Genomic DNA, 19,342 nt, shown 5'->3' on the forward strand with positions numbered 1-19,342 from the left:
GTCTCGTTCGCCGCCCCGCCTCACACCTCGAAGTCGAACACCAGGATGCCGTCGGCGCCACCCTGCGTCGCGGCGACGAGGGCTCCGGCGACCTTCACATGGTCGGGATGGGGCAGATAGGCGTCGCGGGCGGCCCTATCGGCGAAGTCCACGGTGAAGCCGTGGGTGTAGCCGCGCGCCAGCCCCTCGGGGCTCTCGTCCGGCCCGATGGCAACGGCGAGGATGCCGGGGATCTCCGCCTTCATGCCGCGGATGGCGGTGAGGAGCGCCTGCGTTTCAGCCGGTGTCAGGTCTGCCCGCAGGCAGCAAAGGACGATGTGGCGGATCATGGTTTCCTCCTCGTGGTTCGCATCAGGGCGCGAGATTGACGGCGGCGAGCGGTGGCTTGCCGGCGATCAGGTCGGCCCCCTTTTCGCCGATCATGATGGTCGGCGCATTGGTATTCGATGAATTGACGACCGGCATGATCGAGGAATCGCAGACCCTGAGGCCTTCGAGGCCCCTGACCTTGAGGTCGGGCGTCACCACGGCCCTGTCGTCGACGCCCATCCGGCAGGTGCCGGCCGGATGGTGATCCGTCTTGCAGGTGCGGAAGATGTAGGCCTCGAGCTCGGCGTCGCTCATCTTGTCCGGCCCCGGCATGCGCTCGGCCATGATGAAGGGCTGGAGCGCCTTCTGGCGGAAGATCTCGCGGGCCATGCGCAGGCCCTGCAGGGACATGGCGCGGTCGTAGGGATCGGCCCAGTAATTGGGGTCGATCAGCGGATGGTCGGCGGGATCGGCCGATTTCAGCCTGACCGTTCCGCGCGAGCGCGGCTGGAGAAAGGCCGAATTCAGCGTCACGCCGGGATTCCTCAGCTTGTCGACGCCGGCCTCGATCCCCGAGCCCAGGCCGAGATGGAACTGGATGTCGGGCGAGCGGGCCGCCTTGTCGGCATAGGCGAAGCCGCCGGTCTCGAACAGGGTCGAGGCCACCGGTCCCTTGCGGAACAGCAGATATTGCAGCCCGGCCCAGACGGTGCGGTGCGGCTTGGCATAATTGTCATAGGTGTGGTCGCCGGTGCATTCGGCGATGACATAGGCGTCGAGATGGTCCTGCAGGTTCTCGCCGACGCCCGGCAGGTCGTGCACAACGCCGACGCCGACCTCGCGCAGATGCGCGGCCGGGCCGATGCCGGAGAGCATGAGCAGCCGCGGCGAGCCGATGGCGCCGGAGGAGACGATGACCTCCCGTTCGCAGCGGATCGTCTCCGCCCGGCCGTCCTGCGCCAGTTCGACGCCCACGGCCCTGCCCTGCTCGACGACGATGCGCGTGACCATCGCGCCCGTGCGGACGGTGAGGTTCGGGCGGCCGAGGACCGGCTTCAGATAGGCCGTCGCCGCCGAGCAGCGGCGGGCGTCGCGGACGGTGACCTGGTAATGCCCGACGCCCTCCTGTCGGGCGCCGTTGAAGTCGGGATTGTAGGGCAGGCCATATTCCTGGCCGGCGCGGATGAAGGCCTCGTTGATCGGCAGCGGGTTGATCGGGATCGACACGCCGAGCGGCCCGCCGGCCGCATGATAGCTGTCGATGAAGCGCTGATTGTCCTCCGCCCGCTTGAAATAGGGCAGCACCTGCGCGTAGCTCCAGCCCGCGCAGCGATGCTCATAGGCCCACAGGTCGTAATCCGACGCATTGCCGCGCGTGTAGATCTGCGCGTTGATGGAGGAGCCGCCGCCGAGGACCTTGGCCTGGGTGTACCAGAGCACGCGGCCGCCGAGATGCTTCTGGGGCACGGTGGACCAGCCCCAGCTGGCAATGCCCTTGGTCATCTTGGCGAAGCCCGCCGGCATATGGAAGAAGGGATGCCGGTCGCGGCCGCCGGCCTCAAGCAGCAGGACCTTGACGGCCGGATCCTCGCTGAGGCGGGCCGCCAGGGCACAGCCGGCGGGGCCGGCGCCCGTGATGATGTAGTCGGTCATGGTCTCATCCTGAAGGATGGAGAAATTCCGGGTGCGCGGACGTCCCGTCCGCCCTTGCAACGGAAGCGACGGCGGAAAGGAAGGGCGGACGGGACGTCCGCGGTCCCGGGAGGAAGATGCGTCCTGGGACCGCAGGCTTCCAGCCTGCATCTTGAAACACGACCTCGGCAGAGAGCAGCGCCCCTCTCGACGTTTTCGGGGCAGCCGGGCACAAGAGCGGACGGGACGTCCACGCACCCGGGAGGATTACCCCAACTCATCACAGCCTCGGGATCGAAAGCGCGCCGTCGCAGGCGATGGCGCTGCCGGTGGCGAAATCGAAGGCGCCGCCGGCGAGCGCCAGCGCCATGCGAGCGACATCGGCGCCCTCGCCCCAGCGGCCGGCGGGGACCAGCCCGCCTTCGATGCGCGCCTGGTATTTTTCGGCCACCGCAGCGGTCATGTCGGTGCGGATCACCCCCGGCCGCAGCTCGAACACCGGGATCTTCTCCGGCGCGAGGCGAAGGGCGAGGTTCTTCACCCACATCGACAGGGCGGCCTTGGAGACGCAGTAATCGGCCCGCTCGGGCGAGGCCATCTCGGCGCTCACCGAGGTCACGAACAGGATCGAGCGGCGCGATGCCGGCCGCTTCAGCATCAGGCGGGCGACGGCCTGGCTGAGGAACATCGCGCCGCGCAGGTTGATCGCCATCACCCGGTCGAAATGGGCGGGATCGAGATCGAGGAGGTCGCCCCGGGCGGGCGAAGCGATGCCGGCGTTGGAGACGAAGCAATCGATCTTGCCGTAGCTCTCCAGCACGCTCCCGATCAAGCCTTCATGGCTGGCGAGATCGGCCACGTCGTGCTGGACGAAGAAGGCCGCGCCGCCGGCCTCGCCGATGGCGAGTTCGGCGTCCTCGACCGCCTCGTCGTCGACGATGTCGGTGAAGGCGATGTCATAGCCGCCTTCGGCGAAGGCGACGGCGATCGCAAGGCCGATGCCACGCCTGGCACCGGTGACGAGGGCGACGGGACGGCTCATGCGCGCAGCTCCGTTTCACGGATGTGGCCGGCGGCCCGCAGCGCGAGCGCGGCGACGGTCAGCGAAGGATTGACGGCGGCGGAGGTCACCAGCGTCGAGGCGTCCGCCACGAACAGATTGGGATGATCGAAGGCCCGGCCGAACGGATCGAGCGGCGCCGCAGCCGGATCGCTGCCGATGCGGATGGTGCCGCATTGATGGGAGGGCGTGCGCCGGTCGAACAGATGGGTCAGCACCAGGGGAAAGCCCGCCTGCCTCAGGGCGGCGCGCATCACCCGCTTCAGGCCCTCATGCGCCGTCATGTTCGAGCGCCGCCATTCGAGCACGATGCGCTCGCCGTCGAGGCGGACCCGGCTGGCGGGATCGGGCAGGTCCTCGCTCATGATCAGGAAATCGATTGCCTTGCGGCTCATCGCCTCGAGCAGGAATTCCGGCACCCGCCTGAGATCCGATTTCAGGATCGCCCCGGAGACGCGGCCGAGCAGCTGCACATTGCCGAGCGGCGGGCCGCCCTTGCCGTCGCCGAGATAGAAATCGTTGAGCCCGAAGGTCTTCTGGTAGATCGAATCATTGTGGAAGCGCGGATCGATGCCGATCATCGCCGACAGGTTGTGGTTCATGAAATGGCGGCCGACCATGTCCGAGCGGTTGGCGACGCCGCCGGAGGCGAGCAGGATCGCGGCCGAGCGCACGGCGCCGGCCGCGAGCACCACGAGCTTCGGCGCGACGCGCCTGGTTTCGCCGCCTTCGACATATTCCACCGCCTCGATCCGGCCGCCGCCCGGCTCGGCGATCAGCCGCCGGACCTCGACGCCGTTCCTCAGATGCACATTGGCATGCGTGAGCGCCGGCAGCAGCGCGCAGGTCTCGGCATCCATCTTGCCGGTGCGGGCATCGGGAAAGGCATCCCACGGCGTCCTGCCATGGGAGAGCCAGCGCTCGATATCGACGCCGAGCGGCAGCGGGAACGGCTTGAGGCCGATCCGGCGCAGGCGTTCGCGCACCTCCGCGATCGGCCGTTCGTCGGGGACGGGCGCGAAGGGGTAGTCGCCGCCATGGGCCGGCTCTGTCGGATCGGTGCCCGTCTCGCCCCGCACCTGGTAGAGCGCCTCGGCGCGATCGTACCACGGCGCCAGCTCGCCATAGCGGAAGGGCCAGCGCGGCGTATCGCCGTCGGCATGGGCGAGGCCGTCGAAGTCCTCGGCCCGATAGCGCATCAGGACGGCGCCGTAGAACTTCGAATTGCCGCCATTATAATAGTAATTGCCCGGATTGAACGGCTTGCCGGCGGAATCGTACCAGGATTCCTGCGGCCGGAAGAAGCCGCGCTGGAAGATGGCGCGCGCGTCGCGGTTTTCCGGCCGGTCCGGAAGCTGGTGGCCCTTGTCGAGGATGAGGATCTCCGCCCCCGATGGCGCCAGCGCATGGGCGATCGTCGCGCCGCCCATGCCGGCGCCGATGACGACGATGTCGGGAGAGGACATGGAGGCTCCTGGGAGGAAAAAACAACAAACGATCGGGAGGGGCGGAACCGCGGCTCGAACCCTACGCAGCAGTCCGCGGGCATGGCACGGCCCCTCACCTCTGTCCTCTCCCCGCAAGGCGGGGCGAGGGGACTTCGGCGTCGAGACGGGCCTTTTGCGCCGCCGTCTCGCCCGACCCGGTTGCAACGCGGTGCCGCTTCCCCTTCTCCCCGCCTGCGGGGAGAAGGCCGGGATGAGGGGCAGAGCCACGCTTCGAAGGGAGGGCCCCTTCCCTCAGAGCCGCTTGCTGGTCGCCGGATCGAAGACCACGGCCTTGTCGAGATTGAACGCGAAGGGCAGCACCTGCCCGGCCGCCACATCCGCATCGGAGCGCATACGCGCGGTGACCTCCTTGCCGCCGAGATGGGTGACGACGAAGGTGTCGGCCCCCGCCGGCTCGACGACGTCGACCCTGGCGTCGACCATCTCGATCGCCTTGGAATGGCGATCGGCGCTGTCATGGTCGGTGATCGCTTCCGGACGGATGCCGAAGATGATGTCGCGGCCGATGGCGAGGGGCTCCGAGGCGATCGTCGTGGGCACCGGCAGGGTGATGTCCGCGCCGGCGGCGTTGGCGATCTTCAGCACCGTGCGCCCGTTCTCGCCGGCGACCTTGGCCTGCATCAGGTTCATGGCGGGCGAGCCCATGAAGTCGGCGACGAACAGGTTGTTCGGCCGGTTGTAGATCTCGGAGGGCGTGCCGACCTGCTGGATCTCGCCTTCCTTCAGCACGGCGATCTTGGTGGCGAGCGTCATCGCCTCGATCTGGTCATGGGTGACGTAGACGATGGTCTTGCCGGTGGTCGCGTGCAGGCGCTTGATCTCGATGCGCATGTCGACGCGCAGCTTGGCGTCGAGGTTGGACAGCGGCTCGTCGAACAGGAAGAGCTTGGGGTCGCGCACCAGGGCCCGGCCCATGGCGACGCGCTGGCGCTGGCCGCCGGAGAGCTGGGAGGGCCGGCGGTTGAGCAGATGGCTGATCTGCAGCGTCTTGGCGACCTGCGCGATGGCCTTTTCGCGCTCCGCCTTGGGCACGCCGCGCATCTCCATGCCGAAGGAGATGTTCCCGGCGACCGTCATGTTCGGATAGAGCGCGTAGCTCTGGAACACCATCGCGATGTCCCGCTGCGAGGGGTGCAGATTGTTGATCGACTTGCCGTCGACCCGGATCTCGCCCTCGGAGATGGTTTCGAGGCCGGCGATGGTGTTGAGCAAGGTGGACTTGCCGCACCCCGACGGGCCGACGAGGACGAGAAAGCCGCCTTCGTCGAGGTCGAGATCGATGCCCTTCAGGATTTCGACTGCGCCGAAGCGCTTCTTCAGGCCGGATATTTCAAGAAACGCCATGGAGCATCATCCCTTGACTGCGCCCGCCATCAGGCCACGCACGAAGTAGCGGCCGGCGACGATGTAAACGAACAGGGTCGGCAGCGCCGCGATGATCGCCGCCGCCATGTTGACATTGTACTCGACCACGCCGGTCGAGGTGTTGACGGTGTTGTTGAGGGCCACGGTGATCGGGCTCTCGTCCCCTGCAGCATAGGAGGAGGCGAACAGGAAGTCGTTCCAGATGTTGGTGAACTGGAAGATCACCGTCACCACGAAGATCGGCAGCGAGCTCGGCAGGAGGATGCGCCGGAAGATCTGGAAGAAGCCGGCCCCGTCCACCATCGCCGCCCGCACGAGTTCGTCGGGGAACGCCTCGTAATAGTTGCGGAAGAACAGCGTGGTGAAGCCGAGGCCGTAGACGACGTGCACGAAGACGAGGTTGGCCGTCGACGAGCCGAAGCCGAGCGAGGTGCCGATCAGGCTCTGCAGATAATGGCCGAACATGCCGAACTTGCCGAGGAGCGTCGCCATCGGCAGCAGCACGGACTGGAACGGGATGAAGCAGGCGAACAGCATCATGCCGAAGACCAGCTTGTGGCCGGGAAAGCGCCATTTGGTCAGCACATAGCCGTTGAGCGCACCGAGCAGCGTCGAGATCGCCACCGCCGGGATGACCATCTTGATCGAGGCCCAGAAATGGCCGGCGATGCCGGCGATGCAATTGCCGTTGGCATCGCACCCCCCGCCCCAGGCCCGCATCCAGGGCGCGAAGGTGGGCGACTGCGGCAGCGCCAGCATATTGCCGTCCTGGATCTCGCTCATGGTCTTGAACGAGGTCACCAGCATGACGAAGAGCGGCACGAGATAGACGACGGCGAAGATCAGCAGCAGGGCGTAGATGATGATGCGGTTGACGAGATTGTAGCCGACCGGCCCTGAGGCGTCCCTGGTGGCGGCGCTCATTGGGGCTTCTCCCGCAGCTCGGAATAGAGGTAGGGCACGATGATGGCGGTGATGGCCATCAGCATGATCACCGCGCTGGCCGAACCGATGGCCATCTGGCTTCGCTTGAAGGTGTATTCATACATGAAGTTCGAGGGCAGCCAGGCCGAGCCGCCCGGGCCGCCGGACGTCAGGGCGACGACGAGATCATAGGACTTGATCGCCATATGGGCGAGCACGATGAAGGCCGACAGGAAGACCGGGCGCAGGATGGGAATGACGATGCGCCAATAGACCTGGAAGGTCGAGGCGCCGTCGATCTGTGCCGCCTTCAGCATCTCGCCGTCGACGCCGCGCAGCCCCGCGAGGAACATCGCCATGACGAAGCCCGAGGCCTGCCAGACCCCGGCGATCACCACGGTGTAGATCACCCGGTTGGCATTCTTGATCCAGTCGAAATGAAAGCTGGTCCAGCCGAGGTGATGCAGCGTCTGCTCGAGGCCGAGGCCGGGATCGAGGAACCATTTCCAGGCGACGCCGGTGACGATGAAGGACAGCGCCATCGGATAGAGGTAGATCGTGCGCAGGAAGCCCTCGGCGCGGATCTTCTGGTCGAGCAGGATGGCGAGGAACAGCCCGAGCAGGATGCAGAAGCCGATATAGAGCACGCCGAAGATCGCCATGTTGGTGATCGAGGTATACCAGCTCGACGGCGGATCGCTCTCGAAGGTCCAGTTCCACAGCCGCTGATAGGCGAGCGGCCCGGTCAGTTCGTTGCTGGGGAAGGCCTTCGAATTGGTGAACGACAGGTAGATCGTCCACAGGATGAAACCATAGACGAAGACCAGGATGATCGAGAAGCTGGGCGCCAGCACGATCTTGGGCAGGGCATCCTGGAGCCGTGCGCGCAAGGTCGGCGTCGATGAAGCCCTCCTCGCCGGCAGGTCCGCATTGGTCGTCGCAAAAGCCATGGCCTTCCCCGTCCTTCTGCTGTTCCGAATGCGCCTGAGGCGATCGGGCACCGGTCCGCCTGAAGAATATTCTATCACGATGGATGAAGCATCCGCGGCGGCGCCCCGCCGAAGACCCTTCCGTCACCCGCGCCGGGCCGTCCGGCATGGGATGGACCGGGCGCGGCTGGCCGCGCCCGGCGGTTGTCGTATCCGTCTTGCTTCTTACTTCGCGTCGTCGATGGCCCGGGCGAGCTGGGTCACGGCTTCGTCGGAGGTCTTGATCTGGCCGTTGAAGAACTTGTCGACGACGTCGAGATAGGCGTTGGTCACGGCCGGCGGCGCACCGTAGCCCTGCGCCAGCGAACCGAAGAAGTTGCCGTCGGCGCTCGCCTTCTTCAGGTCGGCGATGCCCTTCTTGCCGCAGGCGTCGAAGCCCTCATCGGAGACGTCGGTGCGCGCCGGCACCGAGCCCTTGATGATGTTGAAGCCGGCCTGGACGTCCTTGGATTCGGTGGTCTTGGCGAGGGCGGTCTGGGCGTCCTTGCGGTCCGCCCCGACGTCGAACATGGCGAACATGTCCGAATTATAGGCCACGCTGCCGTCGGTGCCCGGGAAGCGGTAGCAGAGGAAGTCGGTGCCCGGCGCCTTGTTGGCGTTGTGGAACTCGCCCTTCGCCCAGTCGCCCATCACCTGCACGAGCGCATCGCCCTTGATCACCATGGCGGTGGCGAGGTTCCAGTCGCGGCCGGAGAAGTTCGGATCGACATAGGCCTTGAGCTTGGCCAGGTTGTCGAAGGACTTCTTCATGGTGTCGGACTTCAGCGACGCCTCGTCGAGGTCGTTGAAGGCCTTCTTGTAGAACTCGGGTCCGCCGGTCGACAGCACGACGTCGTCGAACAGGATGGCTTCCTGCCAGTCCTGGCCGCCGAGGGCGAGCGGGGTGACGCCGGCCTTCTTGGCCTTGTCGAGCAAAGCAAGGAAGTCGTCGAAGGTCTTCGGCTCGGTGCCGCCGATCTTGTCCATCACCGCCTTGTTGAGCCAGACCCAGTTGACGGAATGCACGTTGACGGGAACGGCGACCCACTTGCCGTCATAGACCGAGAACTTCTGCAGCGGGGCGGGAATGGCCTTGTCCCAGCCTTCCGACTTGGCGAGCTCGGTGAGATCGGCGAGCTTGCCGGCCTGGGCATAGTCCAGCACGTTGTAGCCGAGCATCTGCGACGCCGTCGGGTAGTTGCCGGCGGCAACCATGGCCTTCAGCGCGGTCATGGCGGCATTGCCGCCGCCGCCGGCGACCGGGACGTCCTTCCAGCCATAGCCCTGCTTGGCGAGGGCGTCCTTGATGACCTTGAGGGCCGCCGCCTCGCCGCCCGACGTCCACCAATGCAGCATCTGCACTTCCTTGGTCTGCGCCTGGGCGGCGCCGACCGTGCCGAAACCTGCCAGGCCGACGCTGGCGGCGGCGAGCGCAACGCCCGCGATCAGTTTCATATGAAGGGTCATCGTTTACTTCCTCCCGTGACCAGCCGGATACGTTCCGGCGACGTTTCAATGCCTAGCGCGGCAGCCACCAGGCCGTCCGCGGTCCGCAATGAAGGTGCAAAGTCTTTTCCTCGGTGTAGTCGGCAGCGGCGTGGCGCCCCAGTTCCCGCCCGACGCCCGATTGCCGGAACCCGCCGAACGGCAGTTCGGCGGCACCGTCCATGAAGGTGTTGGTCCACACCGTGCCGGCGCGGATACGCTTCGCGGTGCCGACGGCGGTGTCGAAATCGCGGCTCCAGACGCTGGCGGAAAGACCGTAATCGACGCCGTTGGCGATCGCCACCGCCTCGTCCGCCGACGAAAAGCGCATGATGGTGGCGACCGGGCCGAAGACCTCGTCGCGCGCGATCGCCATCGAGGGCAAGGCCCCGGCGACCACCGTGGCCGCCATGAACTGGCCGGCTTCGCTGTCCAGACGGCTGCCGCCCAGCGCAATGTCGGCTCCGTCCGTCCTCGCATGGGCGACATGACCTTCGACGAGGGCGAGATGCTGGGGCGAAATCAGCGCGCCGACAAGGGTCTGCGGATCGAGCGGATCGCCGATCACGACCTTTTTAGACCGTTCGACGAAGGCGGCCTCGAATTGCCCGGCGATATCGCGGTGCACCAGCAGCCGGCTGCCGGCGTTGCAGCACTCGCCCGCGTTGAAATAGGCGCCGAACACCGCCGCATCGAGCGCGGCGTCGAGATCGGCATCCGGGAACACGATCTGGGGATTCTTGCCGCCGAGCTCCATCGACATCTTCTTGAGGGTCGCTGCGGCGGCGGCCATCGCCGCCTTGCCGACGCGGGTCGAGCCGGTGAACGACACCATGTCGACACGGGGATCGGTGGTCATCGGCGCGCCCACCTCGGCCCCGTAGCCCGAGAGGATGTTGACGACGCCCTCGGGAAGCCCCGCTTCGGCGAGAACGGAGCCGAGCAGCAGCGTCGAGCCGGATGTCATCTCGCTCGGCTTCACCACCGCCGTGCAGCCGGCGGCGAGCGCGAAGGGCAGTTTCTGGCTGACGATCAGGAAGGGGAAGTTCCAGGGCGTGATGATCGAGACGACGCCGATCGGCTCGCGCACGACCAGGCCGAGCTTGCTGGCGCCGAGCGTCGAATAGCTCTCGCCATGGAGATCGCGGGCGAGCCCGGCGGCGTAGCGCCAGATGTCGACGGCGCCGGCCATCTCGCCGCGCGCCTGGCTGATCGGCTTGCCCGATTCCAGCGTGTCGAGTGTGGCGAAGACCTCGAGGCGCGCCTCGACGAGATCGGCGACCTTGTGCAGCAGGCGCGAGCGTTCGGCGCCGGTCATCGACGGCCACGGGCCGCGGTCGAAGGCGGCGCGGGCCGCCTCCAGCGCGGCATCGAGATCGGCGGCCCCGGCCTCGGCATAGGTCGAGACCGTCACGCCATGGGCGGGGCTGGTCCGTTCGATGGTCCGGCCGCTCCCGGCGGGCACGAACCGGCCGCCGATGAAGAGTTCGTGGGCCTTCGGCACGCCGGCGAGCGTTTCGGCGAGGCGGGTCCTGTTCAGGCGAATGGCGATGGTCACGCTCAGAAACCCTTGAATTGGGGCGTGCGCTTCTCGGCGAAGCTGGCGACGCCTTCCTTGAGATCGGCGGTGTAGGAGACCAGCGATCCGGCCAGAATCTCCATGGCGGCGGCGGCGTCCTCGCCTTCCGCCGCATTGATCATCTGCTTGGCGAGGATGGTGGCGACCGGCCCCCGCGCGGCGATCTTCGCGCACAGCGCGCGTGCCAGCTCAAGCGCCCCGCCCGTCTCGGCAAGCTCGTCGATCAGGCCGAGCTGCAGCGCGCGCTCGGCGGTGACGATCTCGCCGACGAGCGCGAGGCGCCGCACCACGCCGGCGCCGAAGCGGGCGACGAGCCGCTGCGTGCCCGACCAGCCCGGCACCATGCCGATGCCGGTCTCGGGCAGGCCGAACTTGGCCTGGACCTCGCCGATCCTGAAATCGGCGGTCGCCGCGAGTTCGAGCCCGCCTCCCAGCGTATGCCCGTTGAGCGCCGCGACCAGCGGCACCCGCAGGCGGGTCAGCCGGTCGAAGACCAAATGCCCGTTGCGCACCCAGCCCTGCCCCATTTCGAGCGGCGAAAGCCTGCCCCAGGCCGCGATGTCGCCGCCGGCGCAGAAGCCCTTGCCCTCGCCGGTGAGGATCGCGGCGCGGATGCCGCCATGGCCCTCGATGGCCTCGACCGCCGCGGCGAGCCCGGCGATCATCGCCTCGTCGAGCGCGTTGAGCTTTTCGGGACGGGCGAGCGTGACGATGGCGACCGCGCCGTCGATCTCCAGGCGGATGGGGTCAGACATGCACGTACTCCCTTCCCGGGTGCGCGGACGTCCCGCCCGCCTCTTGAAACACGGGGATTGCTGGAAAGGCCGCAGCGACGGGATGGAAGAGCGGACGGGACGTCCGCGGTCCCAGGACGGGCGCGCTTCCCGGGACCGCGGGCGTCCCGCCCATATGCGCTAACATAACAGAAATACCCGCCTTCTCCCGGTTCGGGAGAAGGTCCCGGCAGGGGGATGAGGGTCTAAACGTCAACGCAGATAGCTCGATAGTCGCGCTGGAATTGCACAAGTCCAGACCCTCATCCGGCGCTTCGCGCCACCCCCAGCATTTCCGCAGGAAATGCGAAGTCCCGCATGGGAGAAGGAAAATCGCGCTATTGTCGGCAAAGTTAGCGCATATGGGCGTCCCGCCCGCCTCTTGAAACACGAGGATTGCTGGAAAGGCCGCAGCGGTGGGATGGAAGGGCGGACGAGACGTCCGCGGTCCCAGGACATGCATCATCATGCGGGCCCCCCGATATCGAGGCCGATCGGCGCCTCCTGGAACAGGGCGCCGTCCATCAACCTGAGGTCCGGCGCGACGAGAAGCGCGAACTCGGCCTGGTCGAGCACGTGGCGCTGCAGGTCGACGCCCGGCGCGATCTCGGTGACGAGCAGGCCCTTGTCGGTCAGCTTCATCACGCAGCGCTCGGTGACATAGGTGATGTCCTGGCCCTGGGCGACCGCGCGCCGGCCGGAGAAGGAGACGTGCTCGGCGGTCTCCACCAGCTTGCGCACCTTGCCTTCCCGGGTGATCGACAGCGCGCCATTGTCGATGGCGAGCCCGGCGCCGGCGGTGAAGAAGCCGGAGAAGATGATCCGCCTCGCGCGTGCCGTGATGTCGACGAAGCCGCCGGCGCCCGCCGTCACATGCGGCCGGGCGCCGAGCCGGGAGACGTTGACGCTGCCGTCGCGGTCGATCTGCAGGAAGGACAGCAGCGAGGCGTCGAAGCCGCCACCCTGGAAATAGGTGAACTGATAGGGCGAGGACACGATCGCCTCGGCATTGGTGGCACAGCCGAACTGGAAGTCCAGCAGCGGCACGCCGCCGACGGCCCCCTGCTCGATCATCCAGGTGACGTCGCCGTGCCGGCCCTCCTCGATGAGGATGCGCGGCACGTTCGCCGAGATGCCGAAGCCGATATTGACGGCGTCGCCATAGCGCAATTCCTGCGCGACCCGGCGCGCCATCACCTTGGAGACGCCGAATTCGGGGACCTCGAAGCTCGACAGCGGGCGGAAGACCTCGCCGGAGATCGCCGGGTCATAGGGGGTCTGCGTCGTCTGCATCTGATCGGGCGCGACGACGATTGCGTCGACGAGAATGCCGGGAACCAGCACGTGCTGCGGCTTGAGGGTGCCGCTCTGCGCGAGGCGCTTGACCTGCGCGATGACGATGCCGCCATTGTTGCGCACCGCGAGGGCCTGGTCGAGCGGGCCGAGATAGCCGCCTTCATGCTCGTAGGAGAGGTTGCCGCGCTCGTCCGCCGTGGTGGCGCGGATGATGGCGACCTCGGGGATGATCGCCTTGAAATAGAGCCAGTCCTCGCCGTCGAACTCGACCCGGCGCACGATCGGCAGGGCAGCGGCGGCGGCGTTCATGGCGCAGCCCTGCCGCGCGGGGTCGGCGAACGTGTCCATGCCGATCTTGGTCAGCACGCCGGGCCGCTTGGCGGCGGCCTCGCGGTGCATGTCGAACAGGATGCCGGAGGGAATGTTGTAGGCCGGGATCTCGTTGCCGGTGATCATCTTCCAGATCGCCGGCGGCTCGGCGGAGGACGGGCCGGAGGGATAGGATCCGGCCAGCACCTTCGCCAGCAGGCCCGGCCGGGCGATATGGTCGATCCCCTTGACGCCCCACATGTCGCCGGCGGCGATCGGGTGCAGCGTGGTGATCGCCCGCGGATGGCCGGAGGCCTCGAAGCGCCGGCCGAGGGCGGCCAGCACCGAATCGGGACAGCCGAGGCCGGACGAGGACGATACCGTCACCACCGCGCCATCGGGGATGAGCGCGGCGGCTTCGTCGGCGGTGAGGACTTTCGGAAACGCCATTTCAGAGCCCCGGCTCGACCATGGCCTCGCGGCCCGTTCGCGCGGATTCGAGGGCGGCGAGCGCCAGCGCCATCGAACGCACGCCGTCCTCGCCCGTGGCGGCCGGGCGTCCTTCGCCCCGCAGGGCGTTCTGGAACGCGGTGACGCTGCGGACATAGAGGTTTTCCGGCACCACCTCGAGCTTGCGCTCGCCGGAGGCGTCGCGGAGCAGGACATCGCCCGTCGGCTTCTGCGTCATGCAGCCGATGCCGATGACCGAGCCGTCCGAGCCGTGCACCTCGAGGCCTGTGGTGGCGTATTTCGTGGTGAAGGCGTCGTGGAACTGGGCGAGCAGGCCGCCGCCGAAGCGGACGACGCCCATCACGCCATCCTCGATGCCGTCGCCGCCCATGCCGCCCTGCTGGGTGAAGGCGGTGACCGAGACAGGCTCCTCGCCGAGCACGAAGCGCAGCGTGTCGGCGTCGTGCACGGTGATGTCCATCACCACGCCGGAACCGGCGCCGGCATCCTTGATGCGCCAGCCCTGCAGGCCGACCGGCAGGTAGACGGCATGGAAGACACGGGCGAACAGCGGCTTGCCGATGCGCCCGCCGGCCACCGCATCGCGGATGGCGCGGATGGTCGAGGCGTTGCGCAGATGGTGGTTGGTGCCCATCGTCACGCCCGCCGCGCGGCAGGCCGCCACCATCTCCCGGGCATCGGCGAGGGTGAGGGCGAGCGGCTTCTCGCACAGGACGTGGACGCCCGCCTTGGCGGCGGCCAGCGTCTGGTCCTTGTGCTTTTCGTTGGTGGTGGCGATGTAGACGGCGTCGAGATCCTTGCCGAGCAGCGCCGAAAGATCGGTCGTCGCATCCGGGATGCCGTTCTCGGCCGCATAGGCCCTGCCGCGCTCGGCATCGCTCGACATCACCGAGACGACGTCGCCGCCGGCCTCGCGGATCGCGCCGATCATCCATTCGCGGGCGATCGTCGTCGCGCCGACGATGCCCCATCTGACGGGCCGTGCCACCATCATGTCGTTCCTCCGATTGTCTCCTGCTGTGCGCCGCAGGATTCGCGTATCACCAGCCTCGTCTCGCCGGTGAAGGAGGCTGTCGCCGGGTCGGCCCCCTCGATGAGGCCGAGCAGCCCGCGCGCCGCCCGGGCGCCCATCAGCCGCGTGTCGGCGCTGACCGTGGTCAAAGGCGGCAGATTGTGCTCGGCCCCGACCACGTCGTCGAAACCGATGACCGCGATGTCGGCTCCGACGCGCAGTCCCCTGAGGGCGATCGCCCGAGTCACGCCGATGGCGACGATATCGTTGAAGCAGAAGGCGGCAGTGGGCCGCCCGGAATGGGCCAGGGCGCGGGCGGCGGCGTCCATGCCGCCATTGCGGGTCGGCGCGGCGTCGAAGATCAGCGTCTCGTCCCGCTGGAGCCCGGCTTCCTGCAGCGCATCGAAATAGCCGGACAGGCGCTCGCTCTGCGTCGTCATCGTTCCGAAGCCGCCGATGAAGGCGATGCGCCGGTGGCCGAGGCCGATGAGATGGCGCACCGCCCGGCAGGCGCCGGTGCGGTTGTCCGGGCCGACATAGGGCAACGGACTGCCTTCGACGCGCCGCATGGTCAGCACGACCGGCAGGCTGCGCGGCAGCGTCGCCGCAAGCGTCCAGGCATCGGTGCCGTTGGCGGGGCTCATGATCACGCCCGCCACGCCGTGCTCCAGCAGCGACTGCAGCACGCGGGCCTGACGGTCGACGTTCTCATTGGTGTTGGCGAGGATCGGCACGAAGCCGAAATCGTTCAGTTCGTCCTCGATGCCGACGGCGAGCTCGGCGAAGAACGGATTCATCAGGTCGGAGATCACCATGCCGACGAAGCTGGACTTCGAGGTGCGCAGGCTCGCGGCGGACCGATTATAGACATAGCCGAGCTGCTCGATGGCCTGGTTCACGCGCTGCCGCGTGCCGGGCTTGACCAGAGGCGAATCCTTGAGGACCAGCGAAACGGTCGATTTCGACACGCCGGCCACTTTCGCGATGTCAATAATCGTCGTCGCACGGCTCGCGCCGCGCTTCGCCCCGTTCATCGGCATTTCCTCTGCCGGCCTCTTGCCGGGCCGGCTCACGACACTAATTGGAACGTTCCCATATTTTTATTTACCGCCAAGCCGCGACTCCCGCAACCTATTGATAACACTATGCAAAACTTACGCCTGCACCAAAGTTCCTTGACATTGGAACGTTCCAGTTGTTTTGTGGCGCAACCCCGCGCCGCTGTCAAGCGCCGCAATGCGGGGAGAAGAAGGAGGAGACGGCGATGAGCGCGCTTTTGCTGCCAACCCCCGAGGGCGGGCTGGAATCCTATGTGCCGGGTCCGGCTTCGCCCTATGCCATGACACATTCGGGGTCCTTTCCGCGCACCGTCTACGCCGCCGCCCATGTCGTGGCCGATCCCCTCCGCCTCGACGATCCCTGGCGCAAGCCTGCCGTCGACTGGGACGCCACCCTGCGCTTCCGCCATCATCTGTGGCGCCTCGGCTTCAAGATCGCCGAGGCGATGGATACCTCCCAGCGCGGCCTCGGGCTGGACTGGCCGGCCGCCGCCGAGCTGATCGAACGCGCGCTCGCCGAGGCCCGCACCGTTCCCGGCGCCGACCTCGCCTGCGGCGCCGGCACCGACCAGCTCGACCCGACCCGGCCGGCCTCGCTCGACGACGTCGCCGCCGCCTATGAGGAGCAGATCGCCCATGTCGAAAAGCATGGCGGACGCGTCATCCTGATGGCGAGCCGGGCGCTCTGCCGCGCCGCGCGAGGCAGCGAGGACTATCTCTCGGTCTATGGCCGCCTGATCGGCCAGACCCGCGACAAGGTCATCCTGCACTGGCTCGGCGAGGCCTTCGACCCGGCGCTGGAGGGCTATTGGGGCTCGTCCGCCTTCGAGCCGGCGATGGACACGGTGCTGCAGCTCATCCGCAGCCACGCGGACAAGGTCGACGGCATCAAGATCTCCCTGCTCGACGCCCGGAAGGAGATCGCCATGCGGCGCCTGCTGCCGGCGGGCGTGGCGATGTATACCGGCGACGACTTCAACTACGCCGAGCTGATGCAGGGCGACGAGCAGGGCTTCTCGCATGGCCTGCTCGGCATCTTCGACCCGATCGCCCCGGCGGCCGCGGCGGCGCTGGACCTCCTCGGTGCCGGCGACACCGGCGGCTTCCGCGCCATCCTCGACCCCACCGTCGCCCTCTCGCGACGCCTCTTCGAGGCGCCCACCCAGTTCTACAAGAGCGGCGTGGTGTTCCTGGCCTGGCTCAACGGCTTCCAGGACCATTTCCGCATGGTGGGCGGCGCGGAATCGGCGCGCGGCATCGTCCATTATGCCGATCTCTTCCGCCTCGCCGACCAGGCGGGACTGCTGGCCGACCCCGACCAGGCGGCCCATCGCATGCAGCTCCTCTGCCGGATCAACGGCGTCGGATAGGCGGGGGCGGTCGGCGGCCGCCCCGTCGGACCGCAATCCTCCTTGCGCTGACGGCGGCTTGCGCTAGCCTGTCGGCAACCGGAGCGCATGGGGCATGGATGTGGACATCGTCGAGCGAGCCAGGAACATCCTTCTGAGGCCGGCAGCCGAATGGCCCGTGATCGCGTCGGAAGCGACGAGCGTCGAGACCATCTATCGCGACTATGTCGTCTATCTCGCCGCCGTGCCGCCGGTCGCCGGCTTCGTCGGCCTGTCGCTGCTGGGCCCGTTCGGGGTGTTCGGCACGCTGTTCTGGGCCGTCGCCAGCTATGTCCTCTCGCTGTTCGTCGTCTATGTCATGGCGCTGGTGGTCAATGCGCTGGCGCCGAGCTTCGAAGGCAGGCCCGGCTTCCTCGACGCCTTCAAGCTGACGGCCTACAGCATGACGGCCGCCTGGGTGGCGGGCATCTTCGCCCTCGTGCCCATCCTCGGCATTTTCGGCCTGCTGCTCAGCCTCTATTCGATCTACCTGTTCTATATCGGCGCGCCCGTGCTGATGCGCTCGCCGGCAAGCCGGTCGCTGATCTACACCGTCGCCGTCGTGGTGGCGGGCGTCGTCGTCCAGGCCATCGCCGGGGCGATCCTCCGCCATCTCTTCCTTCGCATGTGAAGGAGGCCGCCTCTCGGAGACGAAACGGCTCCGGCTCCGCCGCCGGGGAACCGATCTCGCACGGCGCGAAAGTGGCCAGAACCCGATGTCCCCAGCATCCGCCTCCCCTGCCGCCCCGCGCGCCGTCCTTGCGGCGGCGATCCTGGCTTCATCGCTCGGCTTCATCGACGGCTCGGTGTTGCCGGTCGCCATTCCCGCGATCCGCGTCGATCTCGGTGCGGATTTCACGCAGGTCCAGTGGCTGTCCAACGGCTATATGCTGCTGCTCTCGGCGCTCATCCTCGTCGGCGGAGCGGCGGGCGACCTCTTCGGCCAGCGCGAAACCTATGCCGGCGGCATCCTGGTGTTCTGCCTCGCCTCCGTCGGCTGCGCGCTGGCGGGTTCGGCCGGCGACCTTCTGGCCTGGCGTGCCGCGCAGGGCGCCGGCGCCGCCTTCATGGTACCGGGAAGCCTGGCGCTGATCGCGCGGACCTTTCCGTCCGCCACGCGGGGACGCGCCATCGGCCTGTGGTCGATGGCGTCGGGCGTCGCGGCGGCGCTCGGTCCGATCCTCGGCGGCTATCTCATCGACGCCGGCGGTCCGCCGGCATGGCGCTGGATCTTCTGGATCAATCTGCCGGTCGGGCTGGCCACCCTCGCCCTCCTCTACGGATGGACGCCGCGCCTGCCGGCCAGGGCCGGCGGCAGGCTCGACCTCGTCGGCGCCGCCCTGGTGACGGTCGGGCTGGGCGGCCTCGCCCTCGGGCTGACCTATGCGAGCGAGCCCGCTCCGCCAATCGCCCGCATCGCCGCATGCTTCGCCCTCGGCGTCCTCGCGCTCGCCGTCTTCTGGGTCTGGGAGGGCCAGGTCCCCTCGCCGATGCTGCCGCGCCAGCTCTTCCGGCTGCGCGTCTTCAACGGTGCCAACCTGCTGACATTCTTCCTCTATTTCGCGCTTGCCGGCACGCTGTTCTTCCTGCCGATCACGCTGATCGAAGCGCTCGGCCTGCCGGAGGCGCAGGCCGGCTCGGTCTTCCTGCCCTTCACCGTCGCCATGGCGCTGATGAGCCGCTATGCCGGCGGCCTGAGCGACAGGATCGGCCCGCGCCTGCCCCTGACGCTCGGCTCGGCCGTCACCGGCCTTTCCTTCCTGGCGCTCGCCGCCGCAATCGGCGCCAGGGCTTTCCTGCCGGGTGTGGTTCCGGCGATGGTGCTGATGGGAATCGGCATGGGCCTGGTGGTGACGCCGCTCTCCACGACGGTGATGACGGCGGCGGACGACGCTCTCGCCGGCACGGCTTCCGGGGTCAACAACGGCGTGGCGCGAATCGCCGGCCTCTTCGCGGTGGCGGGGCTCGGCGTCGTCGCCTCGCTCGCCTACCGGCTCGATATCGACCCCGCCCTGGTTTCCGGCGGCTATGGCGAACCTCTCGCCCTGCAGAGCGAGGCCGCGCGGCTGATGCGCGCGGACGCGCTCATCGCCGCTTTTATCGCGGTTTCCGGCGTGACGGCCGTGCTTTCCTTCGTCAGCGCCGCGATTTCATGGGCCCTGCTGCCGGGCAAGCAAGGACAGCCGCAAAAATAAAAGACCGCCG

Annotated in this window: 16 protein-coding genes; 3 read left to right on the forward strand and 13 right to left on the reverse strand. The window is 67.8% G+C overall.

What is annotated here, in order from left to right; all coding sequences use genetic code 11:
- Positions 1–20: 20 nt before the first annotated feature.
- The 13 genes from J3R73_RS22545 to J3R73_RS22605 all read right to left on the reverse strand — a co-directional run bounded on the left by J3R73_RS22545 (position 21) and on the right by J3R73_RS22605 (position 15,725).
- Positions 21–329, reverse strand: coding sequence for a Dabb family protein (locus tag J3R73_RS22545; RefSeq protein ID WP_307432333.1), 309 nt, complete (start codon positions 327–329; stop codon positions 21–23).
- A 22-nt stretch (positions 330–351) separates the two neighbouring features.
- The gene (locus J3R73_RS22550; RefSeq protein WP_307432336.1) at positions 352–1,962 is read right to left on the reverse strand and encodes a GMC family oxidoreductase; all 1,611 of its coding nucleotides are present in this window, start codon (positions 1,960–1,962) and stop codon (positions 352–354) included.
- 259 nt (positions 1,963–2,221) lie between these two features.
- Complete coding sequence (locus tag J3R73_RS22555) at positions 2,222–2,983, reverse strand: 3-ketoacyl-ACP reductase (RefSeq protein WP_307432339.1); 762 nt, start codon at positions 2,981–2,983, stop codon at positions 2,222–2,224.
- Positions 2,980–4,467 carry an FAD-dependent oxidoreductase gene (locus tag J3R73_RS22560; RefSeq protein WP_307432342.1) on the reverse strand — a complete coding sequence of 496 codons (1,488 nt, stop codon included), beginning with the start codon at positions 4,465–4,467 and terminating at the stop codon, positions 2,980–2,982. The genes J3R73_RS22555 and J3R73_RS22560 overlap by 4 nt, the downstream gene beginning before the upstream one ends.
- 273 nt (positions 4,468–4,740) lie before the next feature.
- A complete protein-coding gene (locus J3R73_RS22565) occupies positions 4,741–5,853 on the reverse strand; it encodes an ABC transporter ATP-binding protein (protein ID WP_307432345.1) in 1,113 nt (370 codons plus the stop codon).
- Between the two features lie 6 nt (positions 5,854–5,859).
- The gene (locus J3R73_RS22570) at positions 5,860–6,798 is read right to left on the reverse strand and encodes a carbohydrate ABC transporter permease (protein WP_307432348.1); all 939 of its coding nucleotides are present in this window, start codon (positions 6,796–6,798) and stop codon (positions 5,860–5,862) included.
- The gene (locus J3R73_RS22575) at positions 6,795–7,748 is read right to left on the reverse strand and encodes a carbohydrate ABC transporter permease (RefSeq protein WP_307432351.1); all 954 of its coding nucleotides are present in this window, start codon (positions 7,746–7,748) and stop codon (positions 6,795–6,797) included. Before J3R73_RS22575 ends, J3R73_RS22570 begins: the two co-directional genes overlap by 4 nt.
- Before the next feature lie 204 nt (positions 7,749–7,952).
- Positions 7,953–9,233, reverse strand: a complete 1,281-nt coding sequence (locus J3R73_RS22580; protein ID WP_307432354.1) for an ABC transporter substrate-binding protein — start codon at positions 9,231–9,233, stop codon at positions 7,953–7,955.
- A gap of 52 nt (positions 9,234–9,285) precedes the next feature.
- On the reverse strand, positions 9,286–10,791 hold the full coding sequence (locus J3R73_RS22585) for an aldehyde dehydrogenase family protein (protein ID WP_307437625.1): 1,506 nt from the start codon (positions 10,789–10,791) through the stop codon (positions 9,286–9,288).
- 20 nt (positions 10,792–10,811) lie between these two features.
- Entirely contained in the window at positions 10,812–11,585 is a 774-nt protein-coding gene (locus tag J3R73_RS22590; RefSeq protein ID WP_307432358.1) for an enoyl-CoA hydratase/isomerase family protein, read from the reverse strand.
- A 483-nt stretch (positions 11,586–12,068) separates the two neighbouring features.
- A complete protein-coding gene (locus J3R73_RS22595; protein WP_307432362.1) occupies positions 12,069–13,658 on the reverse strand; it encodes an acyl CoA:acetate/3-ketoacid CoA transferase in 1,590 nt (529 codons plus the stop codon).
- Position 13,659: 1 nt separating this feature from the next.
- On the reverse strand, positions 13,660–14,670 hold the full coding sequence (locus J3R73_RS22600; protein ID WP_307437628.1) for a Gfo/Idh/MocA family protein: 1,011 nt from the start codon (positions 14,668–14,670) through the stop codon (positions 13,660–13,662).
- A complete protein-coding gene (locus tag J3R73_RS22605; RefSeq protein ID WP_307432364.1) occupies positions 14,670–15,725 on the reverse strand; it encodes a LacI family DNA-binding transcriptional regulator in 1,056 nt (351 codons plus the stop codon). The genes J3R73_RS22600 and J3R73_RS22605 overlap by 1 nt, the downstream gene beginning before the upstream one ends.
- A 230-nt stretch (positions 15,726–15,955) precedes the next feature.
- On the opposite strand from J3R73_RS22605, the gene J3R73_RS22610 reads away from it, so the two are divergent.
- The 3 genes from J3R73_RS22610 to J3R73_RS22620 all read left to right on the forward strand — a co-directional run bounded on the left by J3R73_RS22610 (position 15,956) and on the right by J3R73_RS22620 (position 19,332).
- Complete coding sequence (locus J3R73_RS22610; protein ID WP_307432369.1) at positions 15,956–17,119, forward strand: dihydrodipicolinate synthase family protein; 1,164 nt, start codon at positions 15,956–15,958, stop codon at positions 17,117–17,119.
- 94 nt (positions 17,120–17,213) lie between these two features.
- Positions 17,214–17,768, forward strand: coding sequence for a YIP1 family protein (locus J3R73_RS22615; RefSeq protein ID WP_307432374.1), 555 nt, complete (start codon positions 17,214–17,216; stop codon positions 17,766–17,768).
- An 85-nt stretch (positions 17,769–17,853) separates the two neighbouring features.
- Positions 17,854–19,332, forward strand: a complete 1,479-nt coding sequence (locus tag J3R73_RS22620) for an MFS transporter (RefSeq protein ID WP_307432378.1) — start codon at positions 17,854–17,856, stop codon at positions 19,330–19,332.
- Positions 19,333–19,342 lie beyond the last annotated feature (10 nt).

The organism is Labrys monachus (assembly GCF_030814655.1).
Taxonomy (GTDB): domain Bacteria; phylum Pseudomonadota; class Alphaproteobacteria; order Rhizobiales; family Labraceae; genus Labrys; species Labrys monacha.

What these genes read in the sequence shown, in the direction of transcription:
- J3R73_RS22615 (WP_307432374.1), top strand. Translation starts at nt 17,214, where the DNA reads ATGGATGTGGACATCGTCGAGCGAGCCAGGAACATCCTTCTGAGGCCG.
- J3R73_RS22620 (WP_307432378.1), top strand. Translation starts at nt 17,854, where the DNA reads ATGTCCCCAGCATCCGCCTCCCCTGCCGCCCCGCGCGCCGTCCTTGCG.
- J3R73_RS22590 (WP_307432358.1), bottom strand. Translation starts at nt 11,585, where the DNA reads ATGTCTGACCCCATCCGCCTGGAGATCGACGGCGCGGTCGCCATCGTC.
- J3R73_RS22605 (WP_307432364.1), bottom strand. Translation starts at nt 15,725, where the DNA reads ATGAACGGGGCGAAGCGCGGCGCGAGCCGTGCGACGACGATTATTGAC.
- J3R73_RS22545 (WP_307432333.1), bottom strand. Translation starts at nt 329, where the DNA reads ATGATCCGCCACATCGTCCTTTGCTGCCTGCGGGCAGACCTGACACCG.
- J3R73_RS22570 (WP_307432348.1), bottom strand. Translation starts at nt 6,798, where the DNA reads ATGAGCGCCGCCACCAGGGACGCCTCAGGGCCGGTCGGCTACAATCTC.
- J3R73_RS22580 (WP_307432354.1), bottom strand. Translation starts at nt 9,233, where the DNA reads ATGACCCTTCATATGAAACTGATCGCGGGCGTTGCGCTCGCCGCCGCC.
- J3R73_RS22575 (WP_307432351.1), bottom strand. Translation starts at nt 7,748, where the DNA reads ATGGCTTTTGCGACGACCAATGCGGACCTGCCGGCGAGGAGGGCTTCA.
- J3R73_RS22610 (WP_307432369.1), top strand. Translation starts at nt 15,956, where the DNA reads ATGAGCGCGCTTTTGCTGCCAACCCCCGAGGGCGGGCTGGAATCCTAT.
- J3R73_RS22595 (WP_307432362.1), bottom strand. Translation starts at nt 13,658, where the DNA reads ATGGCGTTTCCGAAAGTCCTCACCGCCGACGAAGCCGCCGCGCTCATC.
- J3R73_RS22555 (WP_307432339.1), bottom strand. Translation starts at nt 2,983, where the DNA reads ATGAGCCGTCCCGTCGCCCTCGTCACCGGTGCCAGGCGTGGCATCGGC.
- J3R73_RS22560 (WP_307432342.1), bottom strand. Translation starts at nt 4,467, where the DNA reads ATGTCCTCTCCCGACATCGTCGTCATCGGCGCCGGCATGGGCGGCGCG.
- J3R73_RS22550 (WP_307432336.1), bottom strand. Translation starts at nt 1,962, where the DNA reads ATGACCGACTACATCATCACGGGCGCCGGCCCCGCCGGCTGTGCCCTG.
- J3R73_RS22600 (WP_307437628.1), bottom strand. Translation starts at nt 14,670, where the DNA reads ATGGTGGCACGGCCCGTCAGATGGGGCATCGTCGGCGCGACGACGATC.
- J3R73_RS22565 (WP_307432345.1), bottom strand. Translation starts at nt 5,853, where the DNA reads ATGGCGTTTCTTGAAATATCCGGCCTGAAGAAGCGCTTCGGCGCAGTC.